The organism is Planomonospora antibiotica, from assembly GCF_014647955.1.
GTDB lineage: Bacteria > Actinomycetota > Actinomycetes > Streptosporangiales > Streptosporangiaceae > Planomonospora > Planomonospora parontospora.
This window is the reverse complement of the sequence record NZ_BMQE01000038.1, coordinates 1-12,773: the sequence shown is the minus strand read 5'-3', so window position 1 is coordinate 12,773 and position 12,773 is coordinate 1. Positions and strand designations below refer to the sequence as shown.

Genomic DNA, 12,773 nt, shown 5'->3' with positions numbered 1-12,773 from the left:
CGCCCACCCACATGAATCGAAGCTTGTCGTGATGCCTCCATCCCACCACGCTGGGAACGTTCCGCAGCACAGGGGGGAATCGCCATGAACATCACTCTTTCCGCCACTTTGGCGGCAAATGAAGAAATCGACCGGAGGCGGCGCGCGGGCCACCGCGTGCTGAACCTCGCCTTCGGCGAGGCGGGCCTGCCGGTCCACCCCGCCCTGCGGGAGCGGCTCTCCGCCGCGGCCGGGCAGAACGGGTACGGACCGGTCGCGGGAGCCGCCGCGCTGCGCGAGGCGGCGGCCGGATACTGGACCCGACGGCGCCTGCCCACCGACCCCGGGCTCGTCGTCTGCGGCCCCGGCAGCAAGCCCCTGCTGTACGGCCTGCTGCTCGCGATCGGCGGCGACATCGTGCTGCCCGTGCCGAGCTGGGTCAGCTACGCCGCCCAGGCCGAACTGGCCGGGGTGCGCTCCCTGCCCGTCCCGGCGCTCCCCGGCGGAGGCGGCGCACCGGACCCGGAACGGGTGGTCTCCGCCGTCCTGCGGGCCCGCGCCGCGGGCCGGGACGTGCGCTCGCTGCTGGTCACCCTCCCCGACAACCCCAGCGGGACGCTCGCGGGGGCCGACGTGATCAAGCAGCTCGCCGAGGTCGCCCGCGAGCTCGACCTGCTGATCGTCTCCGACGAGATCTACCGCGACCTCGTCCACGACCCGGACGCCGGCTTCCTCAGCCCCGCCGAGGCGGCTCCCGAGCGCACCGTCGTCACCAGCGGGCTCAGCAAGAGCCTCGCCCTGGGCGGCTGGCGGATCGGCGTGACCCGGCTGCCCTCCGCCGGGCTGCGCGACCGGCTGCTCGCGGTGGCCAGTGAGATCTGGTCCAGCCCGGCGGCCCCCGTCCAGCAGGCCGCGGCCTACGCCTACACCGAGCCCCCCGAGCTCGTCGAGCGGATCGGCGGCAGCAGGCGGCTGCACGCCGCGGTCGCGCGGGCGGTGCACGCCCGGCTCACCGCGGCGGGCGTGCGAACGGCCGCCCCGCAGGGGGGTTTCTACCTCTACCCGGACTTCACCGGCCGCCTGGACCCCGCCGGGGCCGGCCGGGACGTCTCCACCTCCGCCGGGCTGGCCGCGCTCCTGCTCGACGCGTACGGCGTCGGCGTGCTCCCGGGGCACGCCTTCGGCGACGACCCGGCGGCGCTCCGGGTCCGGATGGCGACCAGCCTCCTGTACGGCGAGACCACCGAGCAGCGGCTGGCCGCGCTGAGCGCCCCGGACCCCCTCGCGCTGCCCTGGATCGCGGCCTCCCTCGACCACCTCGGCGGGGCCCTCGACGGCCTGGTCGCCCGGCGCTCCACCCGCTGAGGAGCCCCGCCCCCCGGGGCGCACGTCTCAGTTTGGAGAAGGCCCGCCGGAGCGCACGGACCGCACGCTGGAGGGCACCCTTCTGAGCTGCGGTTTCATCCCCTCTGCGCGATCGGGCGGGTGCTTCCCCGGACGCTCGGGAAGATGTCCCGCGCCATTTGGCATTGAGCGTCGCAGAGAGCCCTCATCATGTGCTCATGCCCGCTTTTGTCACCCTGTCCGGGCGCCTCGTGCGCCTGGAGCCGCTCAGCCTCGCGGCCGTCGACGACCTCGTCGCCGCGGCGGGTGAAGACCGTACGACGTACGGATTCACCCGCGTCCCCCATGGCCGGGACGAGATGGCCTCCTACGTGGAGGCCGCTCTGGCTGAGCAGGCGGAGGGCCGCACGATGCCCTTCGCCATCCGGTGGCTGCACACCGACCGAATCGTCGGTGCCACCCGTCTCATGAACCTGGAGTACTGGCAGGGCCCCATGCCCTGGCCGCCGGGTGCGCGTGGAGCGGTGGGCGAGGTCCCGTCCGTGGCGGACATCGGTTACACCTGGCTGGCCGCCTCGGCCCAGGGAACCGGCGTCAACCGGGAGAGCAAGTACCTGATGCTCTCGCTCGCCTTCGAGACCTGGCAGGTCCACCGCGTCACCCTCAAGGCGGACGTACGGAACGTACGCTCCCGAGCCGCCATCGAAGCCCTCGGCGCGCACCTCGACGGTGTGCGGCGGGCGGAGAGCCGGGGCGCCGACGACACGGTCCGAGATACCGCGTTCTACTCGATCCTGAGTTCCGAATGGCCGCTCGTGCGAGAACGCCTGCACGAGCGGCTCGGACTCGTCGAGGCCGCGTGAACGTCACCGCAACTTCGGACTAGTGACTCCTCCGCTCCCTGAAGGGAGCGGCTTCTCGCTCTCCTCTGGTGAGGTGGGCGACGGACAAGCCCTGCCCGTTTCAAGCAAAAACCGTAACAGGGAAGCGATTCCCCTGCCGGGTGAACCCGGCAGTCCTCTCGCTGGATCTGATGGGAAAAGGCCCGCCCGGAATTCATTCCGGGCGGGCCTTTTCCGTCGGCGGCACCCCCCGCCGCCCTTCGCCCCCGTCAACCGGGCACGGCCGCCCCCGTAGGGGCCGTGCTCGGCTGCGGCACCAGCGTCCCGCGCGGGGTTCAACGCCCGATCAACGGCCGATCAACACTCCGACTGGCCGGTCGTCCAGGCGAGCTATGGGGCGGGCGACAAAGGATCTATTATTTGGTCATAAAACTTCCCATTAGGGTGGAGATACCGAACATGGCTGCACAGGACGGCGACAACGGCCTGCGCTTCGCCGTACTCGGCCCCGTCCAGGCCTGGCGCGACGGCGCCGAACTGGATCTGGGCACCCCGTTGCAACGTTCCATCCTGGCGATGCTGCTGGTCCGCGAGGGCCGCGCCGTGACGCCGGCCGAGATGATCGACGGCGTCTGGGGCGAGGAGGCCCCGCCCCGCGCCCTCGGCGCGCTGCGCACCTACGTCTCCCGGCTGCGCGCCGTACTCGAACCGGACCGCTCCCCGCGCACCCCGCCGACGCTGCTCACCTCGGTCGGCCGCGGCTACGCGCTGCGCCTGGCCGGGGCCTGGTTCGACCTGAACCGCTTCGAGGCCGGGATCCAGGAGGCGGAGGCGGCCCGCCGCGCCGGGGATCCCGGCGGGGCGGCCGGGATCCTGCGCGCGGCGCTGGCGCTGTGCACCGGCGAACCGCTGGCCGGAGCCGTCGGCCCCTACGTCGAGCACCAGCGCGACCGGCTGGTGGAGTGCCGGATGAGCGCGCTGGAAACCCTGATGGACCTCGACCTGGAGCTCGGCCGGCACGCCGAGGTCGTCTCCGACCTGATCGCGCTCACCGGAGACCACCCGCTCCGCGAACGGCTGCGCGCCCAGCTCATGCTCGCCTACTACCGGTGCGGGCGGCAGGCGGACGCGCTGGCGGTCTTCACCGACACCCGCCGGGCGCTCGTCGACGAACTGGGCATCGACCCCGGACCGGAACTGGCCGCCCTGCACCGGCGCATCCTCTCCGGCGACCCGGCCCTCGCCGCCCCTCCCGCCACCCCTCGTGCCGCCCCTCGTGCCGCCTCTTCCGCCGCCCCGGAACGGCCCTCCGCGTCCGTGCCCCTGCCCGTGCCCGGCGAGGGGTACGAGCCTCCGGAGCTGCCCCGCCCGGCGCAGCTGCCCGCGGCGGTGAGCGACTTCACCGGCCGCCGCCAGATCATCGACCGGCTCCGCGTCCTGCTCTCCGCGCAGGACGGCACGGACGACTCGGAGGGGGTCCCGGTCGCGGCCATCTCGGGCATCGGCGGCGTGGGCAAGACCGCCCTGGCGGTGCACGTCGCCCACGCCATGCACGACCGCTTCCCCGACGGGCAGCTCTACGCGGACCTGCGCGGGTACGGCGACGAGCCGACCGCGCCGGAGTCCGCGCTGGCCGCCTTCCTGCGCGGCCTGGGACTGCCCGCCGACGTCATCCCGGACGGCCTGGCGGAGCGCTCGGCGCTGTTCCGCTCGCTGCTGGCCGACCGCCGGATGCTGGTCCTGCTCGACAACGCCCGCGACGCCGCCCAGGTCGGCCACCTGCTCCCGGGATCCTCCGGCTGCGCGGCGATCGTGACCAGCCGCCACAAGCTCGCCGACCTGCCCGCGGCGCGCCTGGTCGACCTGGACGTGATGGAACCGGACGAGGCGCTGGGGCTGCTGCGCGCGGTCGCCGGGACCGAGCGGGTGGACTCCGAGCGGGCCGCCGCGATGGACGTGGTCGCCGCGTGCGGATTCCTCCCGCTGGCCGTGCGGATCGTGGCGGCCCGCCTGGCCGCCCGCCCCACCTGGACGGTCGCCTCCCTGGTCCCCCGGCTGGCCGACGAGCGCCGCCGCCTGGACGAGATGCGGGTGGGCGACCTCGCGGTGGAGTCGACCTTCGCCCTCGGGTACGGCCAGCTCACCTCCGACCAGGCCAGGGCGTTCCGGCTGCTCTCCCTGCCCGGCGGGCCGGACATCTCGGTCTCCGCCGCCTCGGCCGTACTGGACCTGGACCCGATGGACGCCGAGGACCTGCTGGAGTCCCTGGTGGACGCCAGCCTGCTGGAGGCCCCCGCCCCCGGCCGCTACCGCTTCCACGACCTGCTCAAGCTCTTCGCCCGCCGAGCCGCCGAGCGAGCCTCCGGCTCGGGCTCCCCGGGCGGTGGGTCCGGCGCATCGCCGGACAACGGGTCCGGCGGCGGACCCGGGGCCTCGCCCGGCGGCGGACCCGGGGCCTCGCCCGGCGGCGGGTCCGGCGCCGAGCCCGGTCCGGAGGCGCTGCGCCGGCTGCTCGGCTTCTACCTGGCCTCCGCGCGGTCGGCGCACCGGCTCGCCTACGAGGGCAGCACGGTGGCCGACCGGCTGGCCGTCTCCGGGTGCGGGCACGCGTTCACCTCCGCCGACGAGGCCGTGACCTGGCTCTCGGTCGAGGCCGAGGGCCTGTTCGCGTCCATCTCCCAGGCCGCCGCGGACGCGCGGGACGCCGCCGGGCTGCTGCCCGCCGCCGACCTGCTGCTCGCCATGGAACCGCTGCTGGAGTCCGGCAGCCACGTCCGCGAGTTCGGCCTGCGGATCCGCGAGGTGCTCGCCGCCGCCCGGCGCCTGGACGCGCCCTCCGCCGAGCTGCGCTGCCGCTACGTGCGCGGCAGGCTGCTGTTCGGCGCGAACCGGTTGGCGGAGGCCGAGCAGGAGTTCCGGGCCGTGCTGGAGCTGTCGGCGGGCGGCGACCGGATCGTCACCGGGGAGGCGCTCAACGCGCTGGCCGTGGTGGTCGGACGGCAGCGCCGCCACACCGAGGCCCTGTCCTGGTTCGACGCGGCCCGCAAGGAGTTCCGGGAGAACGACGCCCCGGGCGGCGAGGCCCTGACGCTCAGCTACTCCGCCCGCGACCACCTGTTCCTCGGCCAGCCCGAGGAGGCGATCGCCGCCGCCGAGCAGGGACTGGCGGTCTTCAGTGAGATCGGTTCCGCCGCCGGCACCGCACGGGCCCGCTACCATCTGGGCATCGTGCTGTCCCGGGTCGGGCGCCTCAACGAGGCGGTCCACCACCACGCCGAGTGCCTGGCCTTCTTCCGGGCGGGCAACCAGCGGGTGTGGGAGCAGCGGGTCTGCTCGCGCCTGGCCGAGACGCTCATCGCCGCCGGGCGCTTCGCCGACGCGACCCGCCACGCCGAGCAGGCCCTCGCCGTCAGCCGAGAGATCGGCCACCCCTACGGCGAGGCCCAGGCCCTATGGGTGCTGGGCCGGGCGCTCTCCGGGCTCGGCGAGTCCCGGCGCAGCCGCGCCTGCCTCGTCCGCGCCCACGACCTCTTCTCCCGCCTGGGCGCCCCCGAGGCCGGGGACCTGCGCACCCTGCTCGACCGCGACCAGGTCGACGACGGGTCCGAGCCCGTCGTATAGGGCGTCGTCGAGACGCGTCATCCACACGTGATTGATCACGGACTTCCTTCCGGGCGCCGCGGCAGGGGTCGTGGTCCGGCCGGCCGTCAGGTCGCCGTACGGCGCGCAGGGGGCCCGGGATCAACCGGTGCGCCGTACGGTGACCGGCCGCCTCTCACGACGACCGGCCGGACGCGGGCACGAGTCCTTCATCCCCCGGATCCGTGCCCACGGCCAGAGCCTCTCCCGCCCCGTTCAACGTCCGATCAACGATCGATCGCGGGATATCCACAACCTGTGGATCATCATCCTGTGGATATGTGGAAAAATCCTTCGGCGATCAGGGACCGGATCCTCTCCAGGGCCTCCCCCGGCAGGTCATCGGAGTCGTCCCCGGTCAGGTCGGCGATCGCGGCGAGGAGGGGGGCCAGTGGATAGTCGCCGTCGCAGACCCCGGCGAGGGCCGCCTCCACCGTCCCCACCCGCGCGCTGCGCCGCAGCCCCCGCGTCTGCCGGAGCACGATCGTGGCGGGGTCCTCCGCCCCGGGAGCCCCGGTCCGCTCCTCCAGCACCCCCGCGTCCACCACCAGGCGGGCCGCGAGCAGCTCCGCGTCCGTCGTCCGGTGCGCCGCGGTGATCGAGCCGAGCACCTCCTCCAGGTAACCGCCCACCGGGAGCTCCACCCGGTGGCCGTACTCCTCCACCCGGACCACCGGGTCGAGGCTGCCGGAGTCGTGCAGGGTGATCCAGCCGAAGCCGACACCCGTGACGCGCATCGCCTCGAACCAGCCGAGCCAGTCGTCGTAGAGCTCGCGGTAGCGGGCGGTGCCCTGCTCGGCGGCGTCGCGCAGCCACAGCTCGACGTACTCGGCCGGGTCCTGGACGTCCCGCTGGACCGCCCAGCCGTCGCACCCCGTCCCGGCCAGCCAGCCGCCGACCCGGTCGCGCCAGTCCTCTCCCCCGACGTGCAGCCAGTTGGCCAGGAGCTGGCAGGTGCCGCCGGGGGCGAGGAAGCGGGGCGCCCGCCGTACCAGGTCGCGGCAGAAGCCGTCGGCCTCGAAGCCGGACTCGCGGTAGGTGAACCGCCCGCCGGGGGAGACCACGAAGGGCGGGTTCGAGACGACCAGGTCGAACCGCTCGCCCTCCACCGGGTCGAAGAGCGAGCCCTCCCGGGCGTCCACGCCGTCGATCCCGGACAGCGCCCAGCTCAGCCGGGCCAGCTCCAGCGCACGCGGGTTGACGTCGGTGGCCGTGATCCGCTCGGCCCGGCCGGCCAGGTGCAGCACCTGGACACCGCACCCGGTGCCCAGGTCGAGGGCGCGCTCCACCGGGCGGCGCGAGACCAGCTGGGCGAGGTTCGCCGAGGCCCCGCCGGCCCCGACGACGTGGTCGGGGCGGAGCGCGGGGTCCCCGGGCCTGACCTTGGGGTCGGAGACCACGTAGCCGCCGGTCTCCCACGGCTGCAGGTGGACGCGCGGCGCGATCCGGGGGCCGTCCGCGGCCAGCAGGCCCGCGGCCGCCAGCTCGGCCACGGGCAGGCCCGCGGGCAGATCGGCGGCCGCCACCGGGACGCCGAGCCACCACAGCCGGATCAGCGTGCCGAGCGGGTCGCCGTCGCGGGTGGCGCGGAGGGCGGGGACGAGCTCCTCGCGGGACAGGGCGGTGGCGGCGACGTCGCCGAGACGTTCGCGCACGCCGTCGATGGTGTAGCCGGTTGCGAGCAGCAGTTCGCGGAGCCGGTCGAGCGGATCTTTCACGGTCCCATGGTCCCATCACTCACCATACGGAACCCAGAGTGACCAAATCGTTACGCAAAGTGGTAAGCGATCTGTAAGCGGGCCTCAAGCACTTGACGGTAATCCTTGAGATCCGCACGCACGACTCCAGAAGGATCCATGATGCTGATCCCCTGCATGGCCTGCGAGTCCCGTTTCCGCCCCGACGAGTACTTCCGCGCCTGCCACGACTACAACCGCGGGCGGGACATGGTCGCCTGGACCTGCCCGCACTGCGGGAACCAGGACGAACTGCGCGTCCTTCCCGGAGAGCTCGGGTTCGGCTACCCCCGGAGCGGCAGGTTCGACGTGAGCGACCGCGTCCGCGTGCCCGGCCTCCAGCGGCGCCGCCAGGACCTGCGCCTGGACATCTCGCTCGACGAGAAGGTCTGGCGCGTCCCCACCGGGCGGCGCGGCCTGGTGGGCGCCCGCTAGACGATCCCCTCCGGCCCCACGCCGCCCCGTCCCACCCTCCGGCCGCCGGAACCTCCTCCGTACGGAACCCCCGGCCGTACGGAACCTCCGGCCGTACGGAACCTCCGGCCGTACGGAACCTCCGGCCGTACGGAACCTCCGGCCGTACGGAACCTCCGGCCGTACGGAACCTCCGGTCGCGCGGAGCGGTCCCCGCCGGCCGGGCGCGGCCGTCAGGAGGGATGCTTGCGCAGGCTCTGCCAGGCGGCCCCGCACATGGCGGCGATCTCCTCCTCCGTGGGCTGGTGCGCCCCCGCGAACCACAGGCGGCACATCTCCACCGCCGGACCGAGCCAGAGCACGTAGCACATGGTAGGAGGAACCGGCTGGAGCACGCCCGCCTTCATGTGCGGCCGCCACCAGTCGGCGACGTTGCGGAAGAAGGCCCGGCGCGACTCGGCGACCTCCGGTCCGCCCGGCTCGTCCCGCTTCGGCGGGCGCTCGCTGATCAGCAGGTTGGCGCGCTCGCGGTGCTCGCCGCACCAGGACATGTGCAGCGCCACGATGGCCTCGACGCCCTCGCGCGCCCCTTCGTGGCTGCGCAGCTCGGCGAGGAAGGCGTCCTGGTACATGTTCAGGGTCTCGGCGTAGAGCATGCCGAAGACGTGTTCCTTGCTCGCGAAGTGGTGGTAGAAGCTGCCGACGCTGACGCCGCTCTCCTGACGGAGGCTGGCCAGCGTGGTCGCCGAGACACCGTCCTGGCTGAACCGCCGCAGGGCTCCCTCGACGATCCGGGTGCGGCCGTCACGTCCGTTCTTGGCATTCTTCACGAGGTCAATGGTGCGGCAACAGAACCTTGTTCCGCAAATGCCCGCCCGTCACCCCGGACCCCGGCGATCTTACCGCACCCGGCCCGCCTCCTGGCGCAGCGCCGCCGTCACCTCCACCGTCCCGGAGGAGGCCCGCATGACCGCGTCCGGCCACTCCCTGCCGATCATGGCGAGCACCCTGCGGTTCTCCCCCATGACGTCCATCCCCACCGTCCGCGCGCCCTTCGCCTCGGCCCGGCGCAGCAGCCCGCGGACGAGTGCGGAGCCGAGCCCGAGGCCCTGCCAGTCGTCGGTCACCACCACGGCGATCTCCACCGCGGCGACGCCGTCGCCGAAGCTCATCGCGTGCCCCACCACGTCGTCCCGGTGGACCGCCAGCAGCACGTCGCGCCGCTCGTCCACCGTCGACAGGGCGCGGACCAGGCCCGCGGCCGGGCGGCCGAGGCCGGTGAAGAACCGCAGGGTCTGCGTGTGCAGCGACAGCCCGGCGAGGAACCGGTGGATCCGCTCCCCGTCGTCCGCCCGCGCCGGCCGGATCCCGACGTCCGTCCCCGGCGCCCGGATTCCGGCTCCCGCCCCGGACGCCCGGGCATCGGCTCCTGGCACCCGGCTCCAGTCGCCCTCCCCCTGGGTGACGGGCTCCACGGCGGTCCGTCCGGCGGTCCGTCCGGCGGTCCGTCCGGCGGCCCGTCCGGCGGGCCGTACGGCCGGCGTCGGGTCGCGGCGCGGGTGCGCAAGCTGAGTTCGAAGCATGGACTCAGCATTCCGGGATCATCTGAGTCTGTCAACTAGACTTAGCTTCGTTGGAGGTGGCGCGATGGCCGCTTACGATGCCTCTATGAGTGAGGCGACCCTCGGTAACGTGCCCTTCCGGGTGGACAACTGCTCGATCGAACGCACGCTGGCCATCCTGGGCGAGAAGTGGACCTTCCTGGTGCTCCGCGAGGCCTTCAGCGGGGTGCGCCGCTTCGCCGACATGCAGGCCGCCACCGGGGCCCCCCGGCAGGTGCTGAGCGCCCGCCTCGCCCGGCTGGTGGAGGAGGGGCTGCTCCGCAAGGTCCCCTACCGCGAGCCCGGCCAGCGCCAGCGCGACGAATACCGCCTGACCGAGATGGGCCGCGACCTCTATCCGGTCATGGTCGCGCTGATGCACTGGGGCGACCGCTACCGGTCGGGTCCCGGCGGCCCGCCGGTGCTCCTCACCCACCGCGGCTGCGGCGCCCTCGTCGAGCAGCACTTCCGGTGCGCCGAGGGCCACGAGGTCGCCGGCCCCCGGGAGGTCACCCCGCTGCCGGGTCCCGGCGCGCGGAACACCGCACCGGCCGTCGCGACGGCCCGCGCGACGCCGGACACCGCCGGCGACCGGCCGCGTGGTGACGGGTCCTCGGCCGCCGGCCCCGCGACGCCGCGCGCGGGGGCCGCCGGAGCCCCTCCGCGCGGCGGCGACACCCCCTGAGGGCCACTCGGCGGACGGGGCGGTCGATGCGGTGCCTACCCTTGGTGGCGTGTACCGCTTCCTTCTGACCCGCCGGTGGATCGCGCTCCACATCGTGGTGCTGCTGGTCATCCCCGCCTTCGTCCTCCTGGGCCAATGGCAGTTCGGGCGCTACGAGGAGCGGTCCGCCGGCAGCGACCGGACCACGGCCAACCTGGAGGCGCCGCCGGTCCCCGTCGCGACGCTCACCACCGCGGGCGGCGCCGTGCGCGAGCAGGACAAGTACCGCACGGTGACGGCGACCGGCACGTTCGACCCCGCCCACCAGCTGCTGGCCCGCCGCCGCGTCCAGGACGGGGCCGTCGGCTTCTACGTGATCACTCCGCTGGTCACCGGCGACGGCGAGGCGGTGCTCGTGAACCGCGGATGGGTCCGGGCCGGCGCCACCGCCGACGCCCTCCCCGAGGTGCCCGCCCCCTCCTCCGGCCCGGTCACCGTCACCGGACGGCTCCGCCCGGCCGAGACCGAGGAGTCCTCCGGCATCCGCGACCTGCAGGGGCTCCCCGCCGGGCAGGTGATGCTGATCGACCCCGCCGCGATCGGCGAGGGCCTGCCGTACCGCCTGCTCGGCGGCTTCGTGGAGCTGGTCCGGCAGTCCCCGGAGGCCGCCGCCGCGCCCGCGCCGGTGCCCGAGCCGGAGGTCGGCGAGGGCGGCGGGCTCAACCTGGCGTACGGCGTGCAGTGGTGGCTGTTCATCGGGGTCGCCGTCGGCGGCTGGGTCCTGCTGATCCGCCGCGAGGCCGCCGACCTGAAGGCCCAGGCCGGTGAGAAGAGCACGGAAAAGTTGACCTGCTCCCCGCCCTGAAGGGACGGGGATCCCCGTGCCGCTCACGCGGCAGCGCGCGGCGCGCCGCGCGCTGTGGAACGGGTGCTTGACGCTTCACCGACCCGGGCACTCCCGCAGTCTCCACGCCCTGAGACGACCGGCCCGGCCGTCTGCCCTTTCGCTTTGATGCATTTCGCCGCGTTCACATCGGCGTGCTCGACCTGCCCGCAGGCGGTGCAGCGGAAGAGCGCTTGGCTCTCGCGGCTCCTCGCCTCCACCCACCCGCAGGCCGACACTGAGCACGTCTGGGACGTGTACGCGGCCGGAACCGTACTGATGAGGCTGCCGGTGTAACGGGCCGCCGAGCGGACCGCGACCTCCAGCCCGTACCAGCCCTTGTCCAAGATTGCCTTGTTCAGGCCGGACTTCTGCGCCACCCGCGCACCCGGCGCCGCAACCGTGCCGGACGCCGACGCGGTCATCCCCCGCACGTTCAGGTCCTCGAAGACGATGTGCGCGTAATCGCGGGTCAGCCGGTGCGCGGCTTGGGCGTTGAAATCCGCCCGCCGCCGCCGCACCCGCTCCATGATCACCCCGAGTGCGCGCACCACCCGCGCGCGGCGGGCCGAACCCTTCGCCGCCCGCGCCAGCCGGCGCTGCAGGCGCGCATACCGCTCCGCCTCACCGGCCGACAGATAACCCTGATCGGCCACCCGCCCGGCTTTGCTCTCCTTCGGTGGCTCGAATGCGGACACGCCGGTGGCGGTGGCGTGGCGGCGGTCGAAGAACTCCCCCTCGGAAGTGACCGCGGCCGTGACCACGCCCCGGTCCACCCCGACCGCCGCCTCGGGGCGGGCATGGCTGTCCGGGGTGGACCGGGCGTCCTCGACGAGGAAGGAGATGAACCAGTGGGCGCCGTCGCGGGAGACGGTCGCCGAGCGCACCGCCCCGCCCAGCGGCCGCGACAGCCGCAACCGCGCCCAGCCGAGCTTGGGCAGGAACACCCGCCCCCACCGGCGGTTGATCCTCTGGACCGGGATGTGCTTGGGGGTGGGAAACCGGAACGACGGCGTCCACCGCTGCTTGGTCTTCCAGCGGACCTTCCAGGTGCCGTGCCTCCGGCACGCCGCGTCCAGGTCCTTGAGCGTCTGCTGCAGCGCCTGCGCGGGCGCGTCGGCCAGCCAGGGGAAGTCCTTTTTGGCCTCGGCGAGCTGGCGGCACTGCTCGGCGTAGCCGATGAACGCGCCCCGGCGGCGGTAGGCGCGGCGCTGCTCCAGGGCGGTGTTCCACACCGATCGGCATACGGCGGCGATCCGCTCGGCGGTCAGCTGCTGCCCGAAGTCGAGTTCCAGTCGGTACCTGCGTCCGGTCAGCAGGCGAAACACCTCCCCCGCCTCATCGATCATCCGCCCTTGCGCGTGCGGACTCGAACACGTTAGCGCCCAATTCATGATCGGAGAGGGTGAATGGCGGCACGGCGGGCACCGGGTGTCCGCGCCACCAGCCCAGTGGGTCGTGGTGGCCGCCGATCGGCGGAATGCCGTCGATGACGCGGGGCCGCATGCGGCCCCGCGCTTCGCGCTCGGGATGTCCCGCCTGGCGGCGGGCCATCCCCTGACGGGGTCCGGATTCCTCCCCGGTCTTCAGGACTCTGTTGTCTAATTCGATGGTGGGTCATGCTGCGAGTTCCAGGTCGGCGAAGCGGGACGTTCGGGTGGCCCCCGGGAG

At 73.8% G+C, this 12,773-nt stretch carries 10 protein-coding genes; 6 read left to right on the top strand and 4 right to left on the bottom strand.

The annotated features are described in order from the left end of the window. Positions 1–84: 84 nt before the first annotated feature. From IEZ06_RS26825 to IEZ06_RS26815, 3 genes are all read left to right on the top strand, one after another. Positions 85–1,344, top strand: coding sequence for a pyridoxal phosphate-dependent aminotransferase (locus IEZ06_RS26825; RefSeq protein ID WP_189239459.1), 1,260 nt, complete (start codon positions 85–87; stop codon positions 1,342–1,344). A 197-nt stretch (positions 1,345–1,541) separates the two neighbouring features. Beyond that, on the top strand, positions 1,542–2,186 hold the full coding sequence (locus tag IEZ06_RS26820; protein WP_189239458.1) for a GNAT family N-acetyltransferase: 645 nt from the start codon (positions 1,542–1,544) through the stop codon (positions 2,184–2,186). Positions 2,187–2,624: 438 nt separating this feature from the next. Beyond that, positions 2,625–5,786 (top strand): AfsR/SARP family transcriptional regulator, encoded by a 3,162-nt coding sequence (locus IEZ06_RS26815; protein WP_189239457.1) that lies wholly within the window; start codon positions 2,625–2,627, stop codon positions 5,784–5,786. A 284-nt stretch (positions 5,787–6,070) separates the two neighbouring features. Here IEZ06_RS26815 and IEZ06_RS26810 read toward each other — a convergent pair whose 3' ends face one another. Beyond that, positions 6,071–7,522: a DUF7059 domain-containing protein gene (locus tag IEZ06_RS26810; protein ID WP_189239456.1), complete on the bottom strand. Its 1,452-nt coding sequence runs from the start codon at positions 7,520–7,522 to the stop codon at positions 6,071–6,073. 138 nt (positions 7,523–7,660) lie between these two features. Between IEZ06_RS26810 and IEZ06_RS26805 the strand changes: the two genes are divergently transcribed. Further along, positions 7,661–7,975 carry a hypothetical protein gene (locus IEZ06_RS26805; protein WP_229798729.1) on the top strand — a complete coding sequence of 105 codons (315 nt, stop codon included), beginning with the start codon at positions 7,661–7,663 and terminating at the stop codon, positions 7,973–7,975. A 212-nt stretch (positions 7,976–8,187) separates the two neighbouring features. On the opposite strand, the gene IEZ06_RS26800 is transcribed toward IEZ06_RS26805, so the two are convergent. Together IEZ06_RS26800 and IEZ06_RS26795 are read right to left on the bottom strand one after the other, a co-directional pair. Beyond that, on the bottom strand, positions 8,188–8,784 hold the full coding sequence (locus IEZ06_RS26800) for a TetR/AcrR family transcriptional regulator (RefSeq protein WP_189239455.1): 597 nt from the start codon (positions 8,782–8,784) through the stop codon (positions 8,188–8,190). A gap of 69 nt (positions 8,785–8,853) precedes the next feature. Then, complete coding sequence (locus IEZ06_RS26795; RefSeq protein ID WP_189239454.1) at positions 8,854–9,537, bottom strand: GNAT family N-acetyltransferase; 684 nt, start codon at positions 9,535–9,537, stop codon at positions 8,854–8,856. An 85-nt stretch (positions 9,538–9,622) separates the two neighbouring features. Here IEZ06_RS26795 and IEZ06_RS26790 point away from each other — a divergent pair, with 85 nt between their 5' ends. Next, positions 9,623–10,240, top strand: coding sequence for a winged helix-turn-helix transcriptional regulator (locus IEZ06_RS26790; RefSeq protein ID WP_229798727.1), 618 nt, complete (start codon positions 9,623–9,625; stop codon positions 10,238–10,240). Between the two features lie 49 nt (positions 10,241–10,289). Continuing rightward, on the top strand, positions 10,290–11,084 hold the full coding sequence (locus IEZ06_RS26785) for an SURF1 family cytochrome oxidase biogenesis protein (protein WP_189239452.1): 795 nt from the start codon (positions 10,290–10,292) through the stop codon (positions 11,082–11,084). A gap of 23 nt (positions 11,085–11,107) precedes the next feature. Here the strand turns inward: IEZ06_RS26785 and IEZ06_RS26780 are convergent, their stop codons facing one another. Next, the gene (locus IEZ06_RS26780) at positions 11,108–12,451 is read right to left on the bottom strand and encodes an RNA-guided endonuclease InsQ/TnpB family protein (RefSeq protein WP_189239451.1); all 1,344 of its coding nucleotides are present in this window, start codon (positions 12,449–12,451) and stop codon (positions 11,108–11,110) included. Between the last annotated feature and the right edge of the window lie 322 nt (positions 12,452–12,773).